At 71.1% G+C, this 18,698-nt stretch carries 20 protein-coding genes; 11 read left to right on the top strand and 9 right to left on the bottom strand.

Going from position 1 to position 18,698, the window contains the following annotated elements; all coding sequences use genetic code 11:
• The first annotated feature begins 66 nt into the window (after positions 1 to 66).
• Complete coding sequence (gene xylA / locus AB0H78_RS25750) at positions 67 to 1,233, top strand: xylose isomerase (RefSeq protein WP_363236952.1); 1,167 nt, start codon at positions 67 to 69, stop codon at positions 1,231 to 1,233.
• Between the two features lie 70 nt (positions 1,234 to 1,303).
• Positions 1,304 to 1,648 carry a hypothetical protein gene (locus AB0H78_RS25755; RefSeq protein WP_363236953.1) on the top strand — a complete coding sequence of 115 codons (345 nt, stop codon included), beginning with the start codon at positions 1,304 to 1,306 and terminating at the stop codon, positions 1,646 to 1,648.
• On the opposite strand, the gene AB0H78_RS25760 is transcribed toward AB0H78_RS25755, so the two are convergent.
• From AB0H78_RS25760 to AB0H78_RS25770, 3 genes are all read right to left on the bottom strand, one after another.
• Positions 1,645 to 2,982, bottom strand: coding sequence for an esterase-like activity of phytase family protein (locus AB0H78_RS25760; protein ID WP_363236954.1), 1,338 nt, complete (start codon positions 2,980 to 2,982; stop codon positions 1,645 to 1,647). The genes AB0H78_RS25755 and AB0H78_RS25760 overlap by 4 nt on opposite strands.
• A gap of 175 nt (positions 2,983 to 3,157) precedes the next feature.
• On the bottom strand, positions 3,158 to 4,447 hold the full coding sequence (locus AB0H78_RS25765) for an SWF or SNF family helicase (RefSeq protein ID WP_363236956.1): 1,290 nt from the start codon (positions 4,445 to 4,447) through the stop codon (positions 3,158 to 3,160).
• On the bottom strand, positions 4,444 to 7,314 hold the full coding sequence (locus tag AB0H78_RS25770; protein WP_363236957.1) for a DEAD/DEAH box helicase: 2,871 nt from the start codon (positions 7,312 to 7,314) through the stop codon (positions 4,444 to 4,446). Before AB0H78_RS25770 ends, AB0H78_RS25765 begins: the two co-directional genes overlap by 4 nt.
• A 247-nt stretch (positions 7,315 to 7,561) precedes the next feature.
• Here AB0H78_RS25770 and AB0H78_RS25775 point away from each other — a divergent pair, with 247 nt between their 5' ends.
• The 3 genes from AB0H78_RS25775 to AB0H78_RS25785 all read left to right on the top strand — a co-directional run bounded on the left by AB0H78_RS25775 (position 7,562) and on the right by AB0H78_RS25785 (position 9,476).
• Complete coding sequence (locus AB0H78_RS25775; protein WP_363236958.1) at positions 7,562 to 8,608, top strand: acyl-CoA desaturase; 1,047 nt, start codon at positions 7,562 to 7,564, stop codon at positions 8,606 to 8,608.
• A 70-nt stretch (positions 8,609 to 8,678) separates the two neighbouring features.
• Positions 8,679 to 8,861 carry a hypothetical protein gene (locus tag AB0H78_RS25780; protein ID WP_363236959.1) on the top strand — a complete coding sequence of 61 codons (183 nt, stop codon included), beginning with the start codon at positions 8,679 to 8,681 and terminating at the stop codon, positions 8,859 to 8,861.
• Between the two features lie 72 nt (positions 8,862 to 8,933).
• Positions 8,934 to 9,476 (top strand): MOSC domain-containing protein, encoded by a 543-nt coding sequence (locus AB0H78_RS25785; protein WP_363236960.1) that lies wholly within the window; start codon positions 8,934 to 8,936, stop codon positions 9,474 to 9,476.
• A 14-nt stretch (positions 9,477 to 9,490) separates the two neighbouring features.
• Here the strand turns inward: AB0H78_RS25785 and AB0H78_RS25790 are convergent, their stop codons facing one another.
• From AB0H78_RS25790 to AB0H78_RS25805, 4 genes are all read right to left on the bottom strand, one after another.
• Entirely contained in the window at positions 9,491 to 9,997 is a 507-nt protein-coding gene (locus tag AB0H78_RS25790; protein ID WP_363236961.1) for an SAM-dependent methyltransferase, read from the bottom strand.
• A gap of 36 nt (positions 9,998 to 10,033) precedes the next feature.
• Positions 10,034 to 10,816 carry a hypothetical protein gene (locus AB0H78_RS25795; protein ID WP_363236962.1) on the bottom strand — a complete coding sequence of 261 codons (783 nt, stop codon included), beginning with the start codon at positions 10,814 to 10,816 and terminating at the stop codon, positions 10,034 to 10,036.
• A 74-nt stretch (positions 10,817 to 10,890) separates the two neighbouring features.
• Positions 10,891 to 11,181, bottom strand: coding sequence for a hypothetical protein (locus tag AB0H78_RS25800; protein WP_363236963.1), 291 nt, complete (start codon positions 11,179 to 11,181; stop codon positions 10,891 to 10,893).
• Between the two features lie 107 nt (positions 11,182 to 11,288).
• The gene (locus tag AB0H78_RS25805; protein WP_363237159.1) at positions 11,289 to 11,819 is read right to left on the bottom strand and encodes a PadR family transcriptional regulator; all 531 of its coding nucleotides are present in this window, start codon (positions 11,817 to 11,819) and stop codon (positions 11,289 to 11,291) included.
• 108 nt (positions 11,820 to 11,927) lie between these two features.
• On the opposite strand from AB0H78_RS25805, the gene AB0H78_RS25810 reads away from it, so the two are divergent.
• Entirely contained in the window at positions 11,928 to 12,686 is a 759-nt protein-coding gene (locus tag AB0H78_RS25810; RefSeq protein ID WP_363236964.1) for an alpha/beta hydrolase, read from the top strand.
• Here the strand turns inward: AB0H78_RS25810 and AB0H78_RS25815 are convergent.
• Positions 12,677 to 13,276 carry a methyltransferase domain-containing protein gene (locus tag AB0H78_RS25815; RefSeq protein ID WP_363236965.1) on the bottom strand — a complete coding sequence of 200 codons (600 nt, stop codon included), beginning with the start codon at positions 13,274 to 13,276 and terminating at the stop codon, positions 12,677 to 12,679. The two genes, AB0H78_RS25810 and AB0H78_RS25815, sit on opposite strands and share 10 nt — an antisense overlap.
• A 151-nt stretch (positions 13,277 to 13,427) precedes the next feature.
• On the opposite strand from AB0H78_RS25815, the gene AB0H78_RS25820 reads away from it, so the two are divergent.
• From AB0H78_RS25820 to AB0H78_RS25840, 5 genes are all read left to right on the top strand, one after another.
• Positions 13,428 to 14,201, top strand: coding sequence for an MHYT domain-containing protein (locus tag AB0H78_RS25820; protein WP_363236966.1), 774 nt, complete (start codon positions 13,428 to 13,430; stop codon positions 14,199 to 14,201).
• Positions 14,202 to 14,312: 111 nt separating this feature from the next.
• On the top strand, positions 14,313 to 16,802 hold the full coding sequence (locus AB0H78_RS25825) for a nitrate- and nitrite sensing domain-containing protein (protein ID WP_363237160.1): 2,490 nt from the start codon (positions 14,313 to 14,315) through the stop codon (positions 16,800 to 16,802).
• Positions 16,799 to 17,215 (top strand): roadblock/LC7 domain-containing protein, encoded by a 417-nt coding sequence (locus tag AB0H78_RS25830; protein ID WP_363236967.1) that lies wholly within the window; start codon positions 16,799 to 16,801, stop codon positions 17,213 to 17,215. The genes AB0H78_RS25825 and AB0H78_RS25830 overlap by 4 nt, the downstream gene beginning before the upstream one ends.
• Positions 17,212 to 17,640, top strand: coding sequence for a DUF742 domain-containing protein (locus AB0H78_RS25835; RefSeq protein ID WP_363236968.1), 429 nt, complete (start codon positions 17,212 to 17,214; stop codon positions 17,638 to 17,640). The genes AB0H78_RS25830 and AB0H78_RS25835 overlap by 4 nt, the downstream gene beginning before the upstream one ends.
• Positions 17,621 to 18,226, top strand: a complete 606-nt coding sequence (locus tag AB0H78_RS25840; protein WP_363236969.1) for an ATP/GTP-binding protein — start codon at positions 17,621 to 17,623, stop codon at positions 18,224 to 18,226. Before AB0H78_RS25835 ends, AB0H78_RS25840 begins: the two co-directional genes overlap by 20 nt.
• A gap of 18 nt (positions 18,227 to 18,244) precedes the next feature.
• Here the strand turns inward: AB0H78_RS25840 and AB0H78_RS25845 are convergent, their stop codons facing one another.
• A complete protein-coding gene (locus AB0H78_RS25845; protein ID WP_363236970.1) occupies positions 18,245 to 18,673 on the bottom strand; it encodes a PPOX class F420-dependent oxidoreductase in 429 nt (142 codons plus the stop codon).
• Positions 18,674 to 18,698: the final 25 nt, after the last annotated feature.

Here is an 18,698-nt window from a genome sequence, read left to right on the forward strand (position 1 = left end):
ACTAGTTTGTTAACGGCCATGACGAAATAGCCCGGACCAGGCCGGGTCGGCAAAAGGGAGCGCGACATGAACTACCAGCCCACCCCCGAGGACAAGTTCTCCTTCGGCCTGTGGACCGTGGGATGGCAGGGCCGCGACCCGTTCGGTGATGCGACCCGGCCCGCCCTGGACCCGGTCGAATCCGTGCAGCGCCTGGCCGAGCTCGGTGCGTACGGCGTCACCTTCCACGACGACGACCTGATCCCCTTCGGGTCCTCCGACGCCGAGCGCGAGTCGCACATCAAGCGCTTCCGCCAGGCCCTGGACGCCACCGGCCTGATCGTTCCGATGGCCACCACCAACCTCTTCACGCACCCGGTCTTCAAGGACGGCGGCTTCACCGCCAACGACCGGGACGTACGCCGCTACGCGCTGCGCAAGACGATCCGCAACATCGACCTGGCCGCCGAGATCGGCGCCCAGACCTATGTGGCGTGGGGTGGCCGCGAGGGTGCGGAGTCCGGCGGCGCCAAGGACGTGCGCGACGCGCTCGACCGGATGAAGGAGGCCTTCGACCTCCTCGGCGAGTACGTCACCGAGCAGGGCTACGACCTCCGCTTCGCCATCGAGCCCAAGCCCAACGAGCCGCGCGGCGACATCCTGCTGCCCACCGTCGGCCACGCCCTCGCCTTCATCGAGCGCCTGGAGCGCCCCGAGCTGTACGGAGTGAACCCGGAGGTCGGCCACGAGCAGATGGCCGGACTGAACTTCACGCACTCCATCGCCCAGGCCATCTGGTCCGGCAAGCTCTTCCACATCGACCTCAACGGCCAGACCGGCATCAAGTACGACCAGGACCTGCGCTTCGGCGCGGGCGACCTGCGCTCCGCCTTCTGGCTCGTCGACCTGCTGGAGAGCGCCGGATACGAAGGTCCGCGCCACTTCGACTTCAAGCCGCCGCGCACCGAGGGCTTCGACGGTGTCTGGGCCTCGGCGTCCGGCTGCATGCGCAACTACCTGATCCTCAAGGAGCGGGCCGCCGCCTTCCGTGCCGACCCCGAGGTCCAGGACGCGCTGCGTGCCTCGCGCCTCGACCAGCTGGCGCAGCCCACCGCGGCGGACGGGCTCGCCGCCCTGCTCGCCGACCGGGGAGCCTACGAGGAGTTCGACACCACCGAGGCCGCCGAGCGTTCCATGGCCTTCGAGCACCTGGACCAGCTGGCGATGGACCACCTGCTCGCCGCACGCGGCTGATTGGCCTCAGAAGCGGTCAACTCGCCGATAACGATGGCGAGATGACCGCTTCGGGGGGACTCTGGAGGGTATGGCCACACCGCGGATGCCCTCTCAGCCACCCGGTTCCCCGCAGGGCCCGGGGTTCGGCCCGCCTCTGCCGCACGGCGGCGGAGGCGGAAGCCGCAGGTTCCTGGCGATCGCGGCCGCCGTCGCGGTGGTGATCGTCGTCGTGGTCGTGGTGCTGATGAGCCGAGGAGACGGCTCACCGGGGAAGAAGGGTCCCGGAGGTACGACACCGGCGAGCCCGACGCCCTCGCTGAGCATCCCCACGGAGATCCCCACCGAACTTCCCTCCGAGCTGCCGACGAAGCTGCCGACCTCTCTGCCGTCGGAGTTCCCGTCGGACCTGGAGACCCTGCTCCCCTCCTTCTAGCGCCCCTCGGGCAGCCGCAGGAAGGTCAGAACCGTCTTCACCCCGCTGTCCACGAGCCGCCCCTGCGCGTCGAACGCTCCGGCGCCGTCCGTCATCCCGAAGTCGTTGTCGTTGATGAGCGCAAGGGTGTTGTGCCCGGCCAGGGCGACGCCCTCGATCTTCCCCGGCACGCCGGGGACCGTCCCGAGGTCGACGACCAGACGCTTGCGCAGCACCGGTACGCCCGAGGCCGAGGGGTCGGCCAGCTGCTCGTACGAGGGCGAAGTCGCCACGGAGTCCCAGGCGCTGCCCAGAATCCCCTTGCCGTGCGGCAGGGTGACGCGCTGGAGCCGGGCGGCCTTGTCGGTGCGCTCCTCCACGAGGAGGCTGTCGCGGCCGACGGCCACCACCGAGGAGATCTTCAGCTCGGAGGTGTCGTCCTCGCCCGGGTCGACCACGTCCACGGCGTCGAAGCGGTAGGCGTACTCGGCCGTGACCGCCCGGTGCCGGGGCGAGAAGCGCAGCAGCCGGACGTTGCGCGATCCCTCGCCGGCCGCGGCGTCGGGGACCGAGAGCGGACTCTGCACCGCCAATACCAGGTCACCGCCCGGGAGTTGTGCCAGTCCCTCGAAGCCGCGGTTGGTCTTGCGCTGGAGCAGGATGGCGGGCAGCGACTCCACCACGGGGTAGTCGGCGCCGGTCAGGTGCAGGCCCTTGGGCACGTAACGGGTGAGGACCTGCCCGCGGGCCGACACGTGCACGAGCGAGGGGCCGTACTCGTCGACCAGCCAGAAGGTGCCGTCCTTCGCCCGCACGATGCCCTCGGTGTCGAGCCCGTTCGGGTTGTACGCGAGCGGGGACTTGGCGTCGTAGGAGTACGGGGCCTCGTCGCGGCCCTGCTGGTTCGAGAGCCCCGTCACCGCGGTGCCCGACCGGGTGGTCAGTGGAATCGCCTGCAGCACCTTCAGCGTGCCGTGCTCCGCGCGCACCCGGACGATCACCGGGTCGAAACCGGGGACCGGGAACGTGCGCCGCTTCGTTCCGTCGATCTTGATCTGCCCGTTGGGGCCGCGGTCGCTCACCGTCCAGAACTCGCCCTTGCGGCCCGCCGGGTAGATGTCGCTTCCGATGCCGCCGAGCTTGACCCCCCGGTCGTCGCCGACGGTTCCCGGCAGCAGGGAGTCGGAGAAGGAGCCCAGCGGGATGGTGCCGAGTACGGCGGTGCCGGTGACCCGTGCGGTCCGCCCGTCGTGCTCCGTGTCCCCGGCGGCGGCGCTGCCGGCCGCGGTGACGGCGGCGAGAAGTGCGAGCGGCAGCCCCACGGCGAGGGAACGCTTGAGAACACGCGGGGACATGAGGCCTCCTGGGGCACAAAGGTGCGGACAGCGGCCAGGCTGGACCCTCGTCCCCAACGGCGCACCACGACAGCATGAACACCGGGCGACGTACGGACGGCGCCTCCCGCGCGAGCGGAAAGCGCCGTCGTCAACTGCCGCGGACGTCAGCGGCGGTGGCGCACGCCGCCGTACGTCACTCCTCGCCCGTCACCACGGCCAGCGCCGCCGCCGGGTCCTGGTCCGCGGGCCCCGCCGGGGTCCACCGGCCGCGCTCCTTGCGGTACGGCCACCACCGCCCGTCCTGCCCGTACCGCAGCTGCGCGTCGGTGCCCGTCACCGTCCACCGGTTGCGCCCGGCCCGCAACGGCGGCCGCGCGTCGTCCTCCCAGGCCTGGTCCAGCTGAGTGCGGGCGCGCGCGAGGCCCTCGGCCTCCGGCGTCCACTCCTCCTCCAGTACGCGAAGCCCCGCCACGCCCCCGTATTCCCAGGCGCGTACGGCAAGAGCCAGCTCCCCCCGATCGCGCCCCGAACCGGCGGCCAGCCGCGCGGAGATCTGCTGGTCCGCACCGGACGCGGCCAGCCGTACCGCATCCTGTTCCGGCGTCAACCCGGCCTGCAGAGGCTGCTGTTCATGCCCGGGGGTCAGCGCGTCCAGGAGCATCAGCCGCGCCCGCAGCGCGGCGTCCGCCGCCAGGAATTCCAGCGCGGCCGTCTCCAGGCCGGGCGCGGGACCGGCGTCGGTGTCGAGCGAGAGCGGCTGACCCGGCTCGTCGGGCAGCGGCGGCAGCTCGGGCAGGGGCGGCAGGATCTCCCGTGCGGCGAAGGCCTCGTCCGCCCGTACGCCCTCTGCCGTCCCCGCCTCATCCCCTTCCCCGGCGGACTCCTGTGGCACCGCCTGCGCCACGCTGCGCGCCTGCAGCTCGTCCAGCAGCTGCCGCTCGCCCCGGCCGCGCATCAGCAGCAGCAGAAACGGGTCCTGGTCCAGGAGCCGCGCCAGCTGATAGCAGAGCGCCGCCGTGTGCGGGCAGTGATCCCACGCCTCGCACGAGCACTGGGGCTCCAAGTCGCCTATGCCGGGCAGCAGTTCCACCCCGGCAGCGGCCGCGTCCTCCATCAGGTGCGGCGGCATCTCCCGGTCGAGAAGCGCCGCGATGTGCCCGGCCCGCTCGACCGCCATGTCGAGAAAACGGTCCCACTCGTCCTCGCTCAGCTGCTGGAGCAGTACGTCGCTGCGCCGGCCTGTGCCGTCCCGATCGCGTACGACGGCCGTGATGCGCCCGGGCCGTACCGACACCGCACCGACCGCGCCCGCACGCGCGAACTTGCGCCCCTGCTTGAGCTGTTGGCCGTCCAGCGCCGTGTCCTCGAGCGCCTTGAGCCACGCCAGGCCCCACCAGGTCTGCGCGAAGCCCCGGCCCCCGACCGGCCCCAGCGCACCGAAGGTCCGCTCCATGCCGTCCGGCCCCTCTGTGGATCCACTCATCGCGCACTCCCTCGCAGCTCCACCAGATCCGCCAGCTCGGCGTCGGTCAGTTCGGTCAGCGCGGCCTCGCCGGAACCGAGCACGGAATCCGCCAACTCCCGCTTGCGCAGCAGCATCGCGGCGATCCTGTCCTCGATGGTCCCCTCGGCGATCAGCCGGTGCACCTGGACGGGCCTGGTCTGGCCGATGCGGTACGCCCGGTCGGTGGCCTGCGCCTCGACCGCCGGATTCCACCAGCGGTCGTAGTGGACGACGTGCTCGGCACGGGTGAGATTGAGGCCGGTGCCGGCCGCCTTCAGCGACAGCAGGAAGACCGGGACCTCCCCGTCCTGGAAGCGCTGCACCATCTCCTCACGTCGGGCGACGGGCGTGCCGCCGTGCAGGAACTGGGTGGGCACCCCGCGGGCCGCCAGATGCTCCTCGACGAGCCGCGCCATCTGCACGTACTGGGTGAAGATCAGTACGCTCGCGCCCTCGGCGAGGATCGTGTCCAGGAGTTCGTCCAGCAGCTCCAGCTTCCCCGAACGCCCGGTGATCCGCGGCTTGTTCTCCTTGAGGTACTGCGCGGGGTGATTGCAGATCTGCTTGAGCGCGGTGAGCAGTTTGACCACCAGGCCGCGGCGCGCGAAGCCGTCCGCACCCGAGATCTCCGCAAGGGTCTCGCGCACCACGGCCTCGTACAGACCGGTCTGCTCCTTGGTCAGCGAGACGGCCCGGTCGGTCTCCGTCTTCGGCGGCAGCTCCGGTGCGATGCCGGGATCGGACTTGCGCCGGCGCAGCAGGAACGGACGGACCAGCGCGCCCAGCCGCTCGGCAGCCGCCGGGTCCTTGCCGCCCTCGATGGCCGCGGCGTATCGGCTGCGGAAGGTGCCGAGCCTGCCGAGGAGCCCGGGCGTCGTCCAGTCGAGGATCGCCCACAGTTCGGACAGGTTGTTCTCGACCGGCGTGCCGGTGAGAGCCACCCGGGCGCGTGCCGGCAGCATGCGCAGTTGCCTGGCGGTCGAGGAGTGCGGATTCTTCACGTGCTGCGCCTCGTCGGCGACGACCAGACCCCACCCCGTCCCGGCCAGCTTCTCGGTGTCCAGGCGCATCGTCCCGTACGTGGTGAGCACGAACTCCGCGTCCGCCAGGCCCTCCAGGGACCGCGACGAGGCGTGGAAGCGGCGCACCGCGGTGCCGGGTGCGAACCTTTCGATCTCCCGCTGCCAGTTGCCCATCAGGGACGTCGGGCAGACGACCAGAGTCGGCCCGGCCGTCGACGGGTCGGTCTGCCGGTGCAGATGCAGAGCGATCAGGGTGATCGTCTTGCCGAGGCCCATGTCGTCGGCGAGGCAGCCGCCGAGCCCGAGCGAGGTCATGAGGTCCAGCCAGCCCAGACCGCGGAGCTGGTAGTCGCGCAGCGTCGCCGCCAGCGCCGCAGGCTGCCGCACGGGCGGCCGGTCCGCGCCCTCGGGGTCCGCGAGGCGGTCGCGCAGGCGGGCCAGCCAGCCGGTCGCCTCCACTTCCACGCGCCGCCCGTCGACCTCGGTGGACCCGGTCAGCACCGCACCCAGCGCATCGATGGGAGTGACCTTGCGGTCCTGTGTCGCGCGGGCCCGCCTTGCTTCCACCGGGTCGATCAGCACCCACTGGTCGCGCAGCCGCACCACCGGTCTGCTCGACTCGGCGAGTTGATCGAGCTCGGCCCTGCTGAGCTTCTGATCGCCCAGGGCGAAGGACCAGTTGAAGCCCAGGAGCGCGTCCGCGGACAGCGTCGACGGCATGCCCGAGAGGGCCCGGTTCGCCGGTGAACTGTCGGGCGCCTCGTCGGGAGGGCCGATGACCGCGCGTGCCGTGAACGTGCGCGCCAGCTCCTTGGGCCAGTGCACCTGCACGCCGGTGGCGGCCAGCGCCCGGGACGCCTCGCCGAGCAGTTCGGCGGCCTCCTCGTCGGCCAGGTCGATCCAGTCGGGCACGGCCGCCGACAGCAGGGGAGCGAGCGAAGCCCAGGCGCGGGCCGCACGGCGCAGCGCGAGCAGAGCGTCCATCTGCGGACGCGGGCCGAAACCGGCGGCCGCCCCCGACCACACCTCGGCGGCGTCGGCGACGAGCGTCGGATCGCTGACGCTGTGCATCTGCAGTACGGCACGGAAGACCGGCCCCGCGCCGTCCGTTGCGCCTTCGGCCGCCGTATCGAGCCCGTGCAGCTCGATGCGCAGCGAGATCCTTACCCCCGCGTCGTGGCCCGCGGCGACGTCGGCCGCCCAGGTGCGCTGTCCGGGAACGTGCTGCGGGGTGTCGCCCGCAAAGGCGGGGCCTCCGGCGGCGATTGCGGCGGCCGGGGTGCGCGGCAGGCCGTCGGCGACCGCGTCGAGGAAGGCGCGCAGCAGCGGCTCGGGCGCGGGCAGCAGGAGGGCGCCGTCAGTGGTGGCAAGGGGGACGGCGTGCGCGGTGGGCGGCATGGCCGCCGCCAGCTCCCGTACCCGCTCCAGGTCATCGGCGGTGAACGGGCCCGCCCGCCAGGCGTCGTGATCGGTCGCGGTGAGTCCGGGCAGCAGACGCCCACGGGCCGCGAGTTGGAGCGCGAACACCGCTGCGGTGCCCCAGAAGGCGGTCGCCGCGGAGGCGTGTGCGGATGCCCTGGCCCGGGTGAGGACGGGCAGTGCGTCGCGTACGGGGAGCAGCAACGCCCGTACGGCGCAAGGGATCACATCGTCCGCGACAACGGTCAGCTCCTCGACGGGACCCAGGCCCCCGGGAGGTTCGGTGCCGTCGGGGTGCCAGAAGGCGATCCGCCCGGTGCGGGAGGGGTCGGCGGGGAGGAAGACGGCTGAACAGCGGGAGAGTTCGGTGATCTGGGAGGGCGTTGCCAGGGGGAGTCGGTGCACAGCGATAGCGCATTCCTCAAACTTGACTACTGCAGGCCGGAGCGGCCGAGGCTACCCCACGAGGGCGCTCGGCGGGCAGCACATCACCATGATTCAGTTCACATCGACCCGGGGTGGTGTAGCCAGCACCACCATGGCTCCGGGGGTCACCCCCGCGCCGCCCGGGTGGTGGCGCCATGGTCGCCGCAGGCCCCTGATCCGTACGTTTTATGAGGTCAGCGCATGGGCCAACAGACCGGAGACCGTCATGCCACAGGCCGCCTCAACGCTCACGAAACCAGAGCGAGAGACCCGGACGGGCAGCGATTTCACGCCGCTCCTCAAGACAGTGAAGTCGCAGGGTCTCCTGGAGCGCCGCACCGGCTGGTACGCCTTCGGCATCACCTGCAATCTGCTGGCACTGGCCGCGGTGCTCAGCGGTGTCGCGCTCCTCGGCAGCTCCTGGTGGGTGCTCCTGCTCGCCCTCCCGCTGTCGGTGCTTTCGGCGCGTACGGCTTTCTACGGACATGACGCGGGCCATGCGCAGATCAGCGGCGACCGCCGTGCGGCCAGGGCCGTCGGCCTGTTCCACAGCAATCTGCTGCTGGGCATGAGCTACGCCTGGTGGAACGACAAGCACAACCGCCACCACGCCAACCCCAACCATGTCGACAAGGACCCCGATGTCGGAGTCGGCGCCCTGGTGTGGACCCAGAAGCAGGCCGCCCAGCGCGAGGGATTCGCACGCTGGCTGACCCGCAACCAGGCGCGGCTCTTCTTCCCCATGCTGCTGCTCGAAGGCATCGCGCTGAAGATCTACGGATTCCAGGACCTCAAGCGCCAGCCCACCCGGGAACGCCTCGTCGAAGGCGCACTGCTGCTGCTCCACCTCGGTGGCTACCTGACCCTGCTCCTGATGACCATGTCCCTTCCCACCGCGATCGTCTTCGCCCTGCTCCACCACGCCCTGTTCGGCCTGCACCTGGGCATGACCTTCGCCCCGAACCACAAGGGGATGGAGATGCCCGACCCGGAGAGCGAGGAGCGCTGGGGTCACCTCAAGCGTCAGGTGCTGACCTCGCGCAATGTACGGGGCGGGCTGCTCACCGACTGGTTCCTCGGCGGGCTCAACTACCAGATCGAGCACCACCTGTTCCCGAGCATGCCCCGGCCCCATCTGCGCCTGGCCCAGCCGCTGGTGCGTGCGCACTGCCGTGAGCTGGGGATTCCGTACACCGAGACCGGGCTCGTCGACTCCTACCGCCAGGCGCTGACGCACATGCACGAGGTCGGCGAACCACTTCGTGCCGGATAGTGGAACCGCTGGGCGCGCACACGCGTTCAACAGTCACAGAGCGGCAGTCGCCGCGAAGGAGGCGTCGCAGATGTCAAGGACCGCAAAGATCGCTGCCGGGGGTGTCGTCGCCGGCCTCATCCTGATTCCCATCATCGGTTTCCTCCCGGCACTGCTGGTGCTCATCGGGGTGCCGGTGGTCGCCTACCTCCTGCTCGACCCCAGCCAGCGCCGCAGGCTCCGCCGGGTCACGCGCAAGGAGATAGGTCGCTGACCAGGCCATTTTCCGAGGTGCCGGGATAGAATCGCGGCGGATCACCGGCACACGCGAGGGGAGTTCCGCGCAATGGGCGGGACAGTCATACAGGTCAGCAGCAACGGCGAGTACTCCTTCACCAAGCCGAACCGGGACAGCATCACCCTGCTGCCCGGCCTCGGCGTGGAGGGCGACGTGCACGCGGGGGTCACGGTCAAGCACCGCTCGCGCGTCGCACAGGATCCCACCCAGCCGAACCTGCGCCAGGTCCACTTCATCCACCAGGAGCTCTTCGCCGAGGTCCTCGCCGAAGGCTTCGAGGTCGCGCCCGGCCAGCTCGGCGAGAACATCACCACCGGCGGAATCGATCTGCTCTCGCTACCCACCGGCACCCTGCTGCACGTCGGCGACGCGGCGGTCGTCGAGGTGACCGGACTGCGCAACCCCTGTCTGCAGATCGACAACTTCCAGGACGGGCTGCTGAAGCGGGTGATCGGCCGTGACGAGGCGGGCAACATCGTCCGCAAGGCCGGAATCATGAGCATCGTGAAAGCGGGCGGCACGGTACGGCCCGGCGACCCGATCAGGGTCGAGCTTCCGGCCGAGCCGCACCGCCCCCTGGAGAAGGTGTGACGGCCGAGCCCGGCTCAGCCTGCGGGAGTTGACCAGTAGCCCCGCATCAGCTCCACCGACCACTCGGGCTGCGCGGTCTCACCGCGCGGTCCGAACTCGGCCATGTACGGCTTGATGTCCAGCACCGGTGTGCCGTCCACGGCGTCCAGGCCGGCCACCTGAATGTCGAGCCCGTCCACCTTGAGCAGCCGGCAGCGTGAGACACCCAGCCGGTTCGGCCTGTTCTTTCCGCGCTGCGCGAAGATCCCGACCAGCGGCCAGTCGGTGTTGCCGCGCGGGTGCCTGGCACCGGTCTGGATCTTCTCCGGGGTGACCCGGTCGAAGTGGTACACCACTTCGAGATGGGAGAAGTCCTCGAGCCCGGCCAGCGCCTGCGGTCCGAAGCGGGCGGCGTCGAGCCGGATCACCGCGGTCTCCCGGTCCCAGTCGTCGTCCGTGGCCTGCGCCCGTCCGCCGACGACTCGGCCCACCGGAAGGCAGACCACCGCGTCGCCGTCCGTGTCGGGCGTGCTGTCCGTCATCTCTGTCTCCTCCGTTGCCGCTTTGCGTGCGGATGCTCAGGCAGGCCGTACGGCCAGGGCCTCCAGGGCCTGGAGCAGCGCGGGCAGTTCCGTGCCTCGTCCGAGGGGCACCACCTCGCCCGGCGCCTCGTCCAACAGGAGGAAGGCGATGTCGTCGGTGCGCGCGACCATGGACCAGCCGGGGCCATCGGCCCGGACGGTCCGGGCGCCGTCCGGTGCGTACGTCGAACGGATCCGCCCGGCGGGCGGCGGCGAGGCCACATAGCCGTGCAGTTCCTCGATCACCTGTGCCGCGGGTCCCGTGGGCTTCTCCTGCGGACCGTCGGCCGGGGGGAACGCCTCGTCGCCGCCGAGCTGTTCGCGCCAGGTGCCCCACTGCTGGGCGATCTCGTCCGCGCCGAGCCGCCGCTGCGGCGGACCCCACTGCCCGGCGTCGGGCGGGGTGAGCGGTGCCGACTCCGCTTCGGGATCGTGCGGCTCGGGGATTCCGGGCGCGGCGACCGCGACGGCGAGCGGCCAGCCGGGGAGCGAGACGACGATGCTGCGCTCATCGGGCGAGAGGTCGTACTCGATTCCGCAGTCCCAGGAGGCGATCGCGACCGCGACCAGTGATACGTCGTCGACCACCACGGTCCAGCGCGCGCCCTCCCCGTCCTGGCCCAGCACCAGTCCGTATCCCTGAGGGTGCGGATCGATGCCGAGCGCGGCGCAGGCGGCGGGGAAGTCGTCCCCGAGCACGCTCGGGAACTGCGCAGGGGTCAGCAGCAAGGCGGTGAGCACGTACAGCGCCTCGTCGGTGACTTCTTCCGTCCCGGCCACGCCGGCCTCCTCAAGTGATCAGTCGTCGGCGCACCTTAACCACTGAGTAACCCGGCCGTCGAGGCCTCCGGGGATCAGGCCACGGGCAGACCGAGCAGGGAGCGTGCCACCGTCTGTGGACTCTCGTCCCGCTCACGGGCCAGCGCGATCACCGCCCGGCACGCCAGCTCGCTGATTCCGAAGGACAGCGCTTCGGGCGAAACCCACCCGGCGGCCTCGTCGCTGCGGTCCTCGTCCTCGTCCGCGCAGGCCGACACATAGGTCGCGGCCGCCTCGAAAATATTGTGCTGTCCGGTGTCGCGCCGTGCCACGGGCGGTGCCGCGTTCGCGCTCGGTGCGAAGAACTTCCTCAATCTGCTCAACATCCGGCCCACCGTCCCCGTGCGTGGAGCGATCCACCGATCTTCCAAGTCGGCCCCTCCAACGTAGGGTTGGACCCCCTCCGACTGGTAGGGGACGGAGCTGTGAAGACTCAGGTCTCCCCGTCGAGGCTGCGGAGCGTGGCGTGCAGCCAGGTGATCTCCGCCCGGCTGGTGGCCCGGGCGATCGTGAGGATGCCGCGCCGGAAGGGGTCGTCCAACTCCTCGGCGCGCAGCGGCCGGTCGCCCTCGTAGAAGAAGCTGGCCGGTTCCTCCAGGAAGGCGAGACGCCGGCGCAGCACCTCCGCCTGTGCCGTGGGGCGGGGGAGGTGGCGCAGGAACGCGAGGAGGGTGAACCACCGGTTCTCGTCGGTGATTTCACCGCGTGCCGGCTCGGCGAGGCGCCGCTGGAGCTCGCGGCGTCCTTCGGGTGTGAGCTGCAGGACGTGCCGGGGTGCGGCAGCGGCTCCGGGCTGGGTCTCCCGGGCCAGCCAGCCGGACTTCTCCAGCCGTTTGATCGCCGGGTAGAGGGTGCTCTCGGCGACGGGCCTGATGTGTCCGGTGAGTGCGGTGATGCGCTTGCGCAGCTCGTAGCCGTGCAGCGGGGCTTCGTAGAGGAATCCGAGGATGGCGAGTTCGAGCATGTCTGCATTCTGCCGCATCTCCGCTGTACCTCGGTAGCGCTATACATCGGCACCGAGGTATGGTCTGGTCGGTCGGCAGGACGCCGGAGGAGAGACGGGGAGAGCGACATGCGCAAGGCACACTTCGACGCACAGGGCAGCTGCATCAGATGGACCGAGGCTCCGGGCGAGGGTCCTGCGCGGGTGTACGTCCACGGGCTCGGCTCGGCCTCGACCGTCTACCACGCGCACATCGCTGCCCACCCTGACCTGGCAGGCCGCAGAACCCTCTTCGTCGACCTGCCGGGCCACGGCATCAGTGACCGGCCCGCCACCTTCGGCTACACCCTCGAGGAGATGGCGCAGGCACTCGCTGCCGCGCTCGACGCGGCCGGTGCGGAAGGGGCGGAGCTGGTGGCGCACAGCATGGGCGGGGCGGTCGCCGTCGTCCTGGCCCACGAGCGCCCCGACCTGGTCTCGCGGCTGGTGCTCACGGAGGCCAATCTCGACCCCAACCCGCCGGCGGGGGCTGGCAGCAGCGGCATCGCCTCGTACACCGAGGAGGAATTCGTGCACGGCGGAGGATTCGCGCGGGTTCTGCAGCGCGTGGGGCAGGAGTGGGCGGCGACCATGCGGCTCGCCGACCCGCTGGCCCTGCACCGTACGGCGCTCGGTCTCATACGCGGGACACGGCCCACCATGCGCAGCATGCTCATGGACCTCACGACGGACCGCACCTACCTGCAGGGCGAACTCAGCGGCCCGCTCGCGGGACATGACGAACTGGTCGCCGCCGGTGTGCGGGTGGAGACCGTCCCCGAGGCCGGCCACAACGTCATGTTCGACAATCCGGCGGCCTTCACCCGTGCGGTGGCCGCTCAGTCCTGACGGACGGCCACGGCCAGGAAACGACTGTCCTCGTCGGCGTACGAGACCAACTGCCAGCCCGACGAGGCGAGCAGCGGACGCAGCACCGGCTCGGCGCGCAGATCGGCAGGGGTGATCTGCCGCCCCTGCCGGGCGGCCAGCGCCGCACGCCCGATGGGGTGGAAGAGCGCGAGCAGCCCTCCCGGGCGCACGGCGCGCGCCAACTCGCCCAGATTCTGCCGTGGTTCAGGCAGATGCGAGATCAGGCCGCCGCCGAACACCGCGTCCAGCGATCCGGTCCGCACCGGAAGCCGTGCGACATCACCGAGCAGCAGCCGCCCGCTGCGGTCGCGGCCCGCGCGCACCGCCGCGGCGAGCATCTCGGGCGTCAGATCGATTCCCAGCACGCGGCCCCCCGCGCCCACGGCCTCGCGCAGCGCCGGCAGGGCGCGCCCCGTGCCGCAGCCCGCGTCGAGGACGGTGTCGCCCGGCCGCAGCCCGAGCTCGTCCACGGCGGCACCGTACGCGGGCCCGTCGTCGGGGAACCGGGTGTCCCAGTTCGCCGCACGGGTACCGAAGAACTCCTGAACGTGCGTGTGGTCATCGGCCATACGGACATGATCCCCTACCCCGATCGGGCGTCGAACTGTGCGCACGTTCGAGCATGGGGCGATCGTCCTGGAACACCTCTTCGCCATAATCCGGCCGCTTTCGAAATGCGCCCCCACTGCACGCCCCCAACGGGTCTAGCGTCCCGGATCCATGGGACACCTGGACCACGCGGCCTTCGGCTGGCTGACCCCCGTGCTGTCGTACCTCATGGCGGCCATCGGCTCCGCCCTCGGCCTGCGCTGCACCGTGCGTGCACTGGAGACAAGCGGCCGTTCGCGCCGCAACTGGCTGATCACCGCGGCGACAGCGCTCGGCACCGGCATCTGGACCATGCACTTCGTGGCGATGCTCGGCTTCGGCGTCAGCGGCACCGACATCCACTACAACGTGCCGCTGACGCTGCTCAGCCTTCTCGTGGCCGTCCTCGTCGTGGGCGTCGGGGTCTTCGCCGTCGGCTACGGCCACGATCGCGTCAGATCGCTGCTGATCGGCGGACTGACGACCGGGATCGGGGTGGCGAGCATGCACTACCTCGGCATGGCGGCACTGCGTCTGCACGGCACGGTGCACTACGACCCGATGCTCGTGGGCCTCTCGATCGTCATCGCGGTCATCGCCGCGACCGCCGCACTCTGGGCGGCCCTCAACATCCAGGCTCCGATCGCGGTCGCCGGCGCCTCCCTCGTGATGGGCCTCGCCGTGAGCAGCATGCACTACACGGGGATGTTCGCCGTGAGTGTGCAGGTCGCTCCGTCCCGCGTCGAGCTCCAGGGGGCCACGACGATGCAGTTCATCTTCCCCCTCGCCGTGGGCCTCGGCTCGTTCCTCTTCGTCACCTCCGCGTTCGTCGCGCTCTCGCCGACCGCACGCGAGCGCGCTGCCTACGCGGCGGCGGAACGTCTCACCGAAACCGCAGCTCCCTAGCTGCCTCCATGGGCCCTGGGCCGCCAGTCCCGTATCCGCAAGCGAGGAGAGCCGGTGCGAACACCCCGCAAGAACCAGGGCGGCACTGCCCTGGAGCCACCCGAGCCCCAGATGCGCGGGCGGCGCGCGCACGCGGGCCCGCCGGCCCAGGAACACCTGGCCGGTGACGTGCCGGAGACGGCGCCCGCTGCCCCTGCCCCTGTCCCCGCCGTCGCGGGCGGTCTGACGCTGCGCCCGAGGACCGTACGGGCCAAGATCGTGTCGCTGCTGATGGTGCCCGTGGTCTCCCTGCTGGCCCTCTGGGGCTTCGCGACCGTCACCACGGCCCAGGACGTGTTCCGGCTGCGCCAACTGCAGCGCGTCGACGAACAGATCCGTACCCCCCTCTCCACGGCCGTCTCCCAGCTCCAGGCGGAGCGGCGCGCGGCGCTCCGCTACGCGGCGGCCCCCGGCGCCGATGCGGGCGCCGAACTCCGGCGTCAGGCAGGGCGCACCGACACCGCCGTGGCCGCGCTGGAACTCGGCGGCGGCCACACCGTCGCCGACGCGGGCGGTATGCCGGCCGAGGCCGCCGACCGGCTCGCCACCTTCGTACGGGGCGCCCATCAGCTGGAGGCGCTGCGCACCGGAATCCTCAACCGCCGTACGGGCGGCGACAAGGCATACGCGCAGTACAACGCCACCGTGGCCACCGCACTCGACGTCAACGGAGCCCTCACCGGCGCCCAAGGCGGCGGCGACAGCTCCGGCGCACGCGTCAGGCACGAACTCTTCCGGGCCGCGGAAACGCTTTCCCAGGAGGACGCACTGCTCTCCTCCGCCCAGCTCAGCCACTCCCTGTCCGGCGACAGGCTGCGCGCGTTCACCGGCGCCGTACTGACCCGACGTGCCCTGACCTCCTCCGCCGCCGACCTTCCCGCGGCCTCCCGGAGTACCTGGCAGAACCTCGCCTCCTCCGCCGACTACGCCCGCCTGAGCGCCGTGGAGGACAAGGTCCTGGCCGCTTCGCCCGGCCGCTCCGCCGCCGATGCCGCCCCGGCCGCCGTGTGGGAACCGTCCTCAACCGCCGTACAGAGCAAGGTGCGCGCCCTCGCGGCAGACCCGGGCAACCGCTCCAACCCGGTGGTCAGCGGTGTGCTCACCGCCTCGGGGGCAGCCGTCCTGCTCGGTCTGGCGGCCGTGGCCGCATCCCTCGTCATCTCCGTACGCATCGGACGCGGCCTCGTCGTCGAGCTCCTCACCCTGCGCAACAGCGCCCTGCGGATCGCCCGCAGCAAACTGCCCCACGCGATGCGGCGCCTGCGCTCCGGTGAAGAGATCGACATCCAGGCCGAAGCGCCCCAGGGGCCGCCCGCCCAGGACGAGATCGCCCAGGTCGGCGAGGCGCTCGACACCGTGCACCGCGCCGCACTCGGCGCCGCCGTCGAACGTGCCGAACTCGCCGGCGGGATCTCCAGGATCTTCGTCAACCTGGCCCGCCGCAGCCAGGTCCTCGTCCACCGCCAACTCGCCCTGCTGGACAGCATGGAACGCCGTGCGGAAGACCCGGGCGAGCTCGGCGACCTCTTCCGCCTGGACCACCTGACCACCCGTATGCGCCGTCACGCGGAGAGCCTCATCATCCTCTCCGGCGCCGCACCGGGCCGCGCCTGGCGCAAGCCCGTACCCCTCACCAACGTCGTACGGGCGGCGGTCTCCGAGGTCGAGGACTACGCCCGCATCGAGGTCCGCCAGCTCTCCGAGGCCGCGGTCACCGGTACGACCGTCGCCGACCTCACCCACCTGCTGGCCGAACTCGTCGAGAACGCGGCCCAGTTCTCCCCGCCCCACACCAAGGTGCGGGTCAGCGGCGAGCCCGTCGGCAACGGCTACGTCCTGGAGATCGAGGACCGCGGACTCGGCATGGGCGCCGAAGCGCTCGCCGACGCCAACCGAAGGATCGAACAGTCCCAGTCCCTCGACCTGTTCGACAGCGAACGCCTGGGCCTCTTCGTCATCAGCCGCCTCTCCGCACGGCACGACATCAAGGTCCACCTGCGGGCATCACCCTACGGAGGGACCACCGCTGTCGTACTCCTGCCGACCGCCATCCTCCCCGGCGCGCTCACCGCGCGTACGGCCGACCAGCACGACCCGGACCGTGCCTCCGAGCCCACCGAGGAGGCAGCCCCGCACCCGGCCCCCCGGCCGCGGCCGGTCCGCGTCGACACCACGGCATTCGCCACCCGCGAACCACGCCCCGCGCTCGCCGCGCCGGCCGACGACACCCCGCCCCCCGGCGTCGCCACCCTGCGGCCGCGCACCCGCCTGGCGGAGGCGGTGGCCGAAACCGGCACCGATACGGACAGCGACCCGGGTTCCGATGCCGCATCCGAGGACGCCGAACTCCCGCGCAGGGTCAGGCAGGCGAACCTCGTGGCGCAGCTGAGGAAGGCGCCGCCACCGGCCCAGTCCGCCGCTGCCACCCCGTTTGATGACGAAGACACCGCACACCGCACCCCGGAACAGGTCAGAGACCGTATGACGGCCTACATGGGCGGTTGGGCCCGCGGCACCTCCACGGGCCACACCGATACGGCAGGCGAAGGAGACCGAACATGATCGAGTACCAGAGGGCCGACACCCAGCCACGCGCAGGCGACCTGGACTGGCTGCTGGACGACCTGGTGGAGCGCGTGGGCGAACTCCACCACGCGGTCGTCCTGTCCAACGACGGTCTGGCTGTGGGCGCATCGAGCGCCCTGACGCGCGAGGACGCCGAACACCTGGCCGCCGTGGCCTCCGGATTCCACAGCCTCGCCAAGGGTGCGGGCCGGCACTTCCACGCCGGTGCGGTACGCCAGACCCTGGTGGAGATGGACGACGGATTCCTCTTCGTCGCGGCCGCCGGAGACGGCTCCTGCCTGGCCGTGCTCAGCTCCGTCACCGCCGACATCGGGCTCATCGCGTACGAGATGGCCCGCCTGGTCAAGCGTGTCGGCGAACACCTCCGCACCCCGCCGCGTCTGACATGACCCAGGACACGGCCGGCGGCGCACCGGACCCGGAGCAGGGGCAGCCCGGCAGCCGCTGGTACGACGCCGATGCAGGCCCGCTGGTACGCCCGTACGCCATGACCGGCGGTCGCACCACATCGGGTCCCAGCGGGGTGCGCCTGGACCTGATCGCGCTCGTCACCCTCGACGCCAACGCGCCCCCCGCCTCCGAGGACTCGCTCTTCGGCCCCGAACACCGGACTCTGCTGGCTCTGTGCCGTACCGAGACCCAGTCCGTGGCCGAACTCGGGGCCGGAGCCGACCTGCCCGTCGGCGTCGTCCGCGTCCTCGTCGGTGACCTGCTCGAAGCGGGCCAGGTCACCGTCGCCCACCCCGTACCGCCCGCACAGCTACCCGACGAGAAGATCCTGAGAGAGGTCATCGATGGGCTTCGAGCGCTCTGACACCACCGGAGGGCAGGACACCGCCCTCGCCCTGAAGATCCTTGTCGCGGGCGGCTTCGGCGTCGGCAAGACCACCCTGGTCGGAGCCGTCAGCGAGATCCGCCCCCTGCGGACCGAAGAGCTCCTCAGCGAGGCCGGGCAGACCATCGACGACACCGACGGTCTCGATCACAAGACCACCACGACCGTCGCCATGGACTTCGGCCGCATCACGATCCGTGCCGGCCTTTCCCTGTATCTGTTCGGCACTCCCGGGCAGGATCGTTTCTGGTTCCTGTGGGACGAACTCTCACAGGGAGCCCTGGGCGCCGTGGTCCTCGCCGACACGCGCCGCCTGGAGGACTGCTTTCCCGCGGTCGACTACTTCGAGCACCGGCACATCCCGTTCGTCGTCGCCGTCAACTGCTTCACGGGGGCCCGCACGTACGGCGCGCACGAGGTGTCGCGTGCCCTCGACCTGGACCGCGGAACACCCGTCGTCCTGTGCGACGCACGGGACCGGGACTCGGGCAAGGAGGTCCTGGTGCGCCTGGTCGAGTACGCCGGGCGGATGCACACCGCCCGGCTGCTCGACTCGGTGGGCTGAACAGGCTGAACAGGCCGATCAGTCGGACACCGCGGACTGCGCGAGCACCTTCTCGACCTTTACGCGTACGAGGAGTTCACCGGGAACGCCGTTGCGCGCCCCGAACTCCTCGGCCCGTTCCTCGCCCATGTAGCGAGCCCCGATCCGCGATGCCCAGTGACGGACCTCGCTCAACTCCTCGATGAGCTCGGCCTGTCCGCGGATGACGACGAACGCGAAAGGGGGACGGTCGTCGTCCACGCACAGCGCCACCCGCGCGTCGCGCGCCAGATTGCGCCCCTTGACGGACTCCTTCGCGGTGTTGAAGACGAGATCGTCGCCGTCCAGGACGAACCAGACGGGGGCGATGTGCGGACTGCCGTCGGCTCGTACCGTCGAGAGTTTTGCCGTACGCGTGGACTCCGAGACGAACGCACGCCACTGGTCCTCGGTCATTTTCTGTGCCATGCGCACATCATCAACCAGTGCGGGG

Source organism: Streptomyces sp. NPDC050738 (genome assembly GCF_040654175.1).
Taxonomy (GTDB): domain Bacteria; phylum Actinomycetota; class Actinomycetes; order Streptomycetales; family Streptomycetaceae; genus Streptomyces.

Coding starts and splice junctions, on each gene's coding strand:
- AB0H78_RS25815 (WP_363236965.1), bottom strand. CDS start 13,276: ATGGCCGATGACCACACGCACGTTCAGGAGTTCTTCGGTACCCGTGCG.
- AB0H78_RS25830 (WP_363236967.1), top strand. CDS start 16,799: ATGATCGAGTACCAGAGGGCCGACACCCAGCCACGCGCAGGCGACCTG.
- AB0H78_RS25820 (WP_363236966.1), top strand. CDS start 13,428: ATGGGACACCTGGACCACGCGGCCTTCGGCTGGCTGACCCCCGTGCTG.
- xylA (WP_363236952.1), top strand. CDS start 67: ATGAACTACCAGCCCACCCCCGAGGACAAGTTCTCCTTCGGCCTGTGG.
- AB0H78_RS25775 (WP_363236958.1), top strand. CDS start 7,562: ATGCCACAGGCCGCCTCAACGCTCACGAAACCAGAGCGAGAGACCCGG.
- AB0H78_RS25835 (WP_363236968.1), top strand. CDS start 17,212: ATGACCCAGGACACGGCCGGCGGCGCACCGGACCCGGAGCAGGGGCAG.
- AB0H78_RS25780 (WP_363236959.1), top strand. CDS start 8,679: ATGTCAAGGACCGCAAAGATCGCTGCCGGGGGTGTCGTCGCCGGCCTC.
- AB0H78_RS25765 (WP_363236956.1), bottom strand. CDS start 4,447: ATGAGTGGATCCACAGAGGGGCCGGACGGCATGGAGCGGACCTTCGGT.
- AB0H78_RS25760 (WP_363236954.1), bottom strand. CDS start 2,982: ATGTCCCCGCGTGTTCTCAAGCGTTCCCTCGCCGTGGGGCTGCCGCTC.
- AB0H78_RS25825 (WP_363237160.1), top strand. CDS start 14,313: ATGCGCGGGCGGCGCGCGCACGCGGGCCCGCCGGCCCAGGAACACCTG.
- AB0H78_RS25810 (WP_363236964.1), top strand. CDS start 11,928: ATGCGCAAGGCACACTTCGACGCACAGGGCAGCTGCATCAGATGGACC.
- AB0H78_RS25845 (WP_363236970.1), bottom strand. CDS start 18,673: ATGGCACAGAAAATGACCGAGGACCAGTGGCGTGCGTTCGTCTCGGAG.
- AB0H78_RS25840 (WP_363236969.1), top strand. CDS start 17,621: ATGGGCTTCGAGCGCTCTGACACCACCGGAGGGCAGGACACCGCCCTC.
- AB0H78_RS25785 (WP_363236960.1), top strand. CDS start 8,934: ATGGGCGGGACAGTCATACAGGTCAGCAGCAACGGCGAGTACTCCTTC.
- AB0H78_RS25800 (WP_363236963.1), bottom strand. CDS start 11,181: ATGTTGAGCAGATTGAGGAAGTTCTTCGCACCGAGCGCGAACGCGGCA.
- AB0H78_RS25805 (WP_363237159.1), bottom strand. CDS start 11,819: ATGCTCGAACTCGCCATCCTCGGATTCCTCTACGAAGCCCCGCTGCAC.
- AB0H78_RS25755 (WP_363236953.1), top strand. CDS start 1,304: ATGGCCACACCGCGGATGCCCTCTCAGCCACCCGGTTCCCCGCAGGGC.
- AB0H78_RS25790 (WP_363236961.1), bottom strand. CDS start 9,997: ATGACGGACAGCACGCCCGACACGGACGGCGACGCGGTGGTCTGCCTT.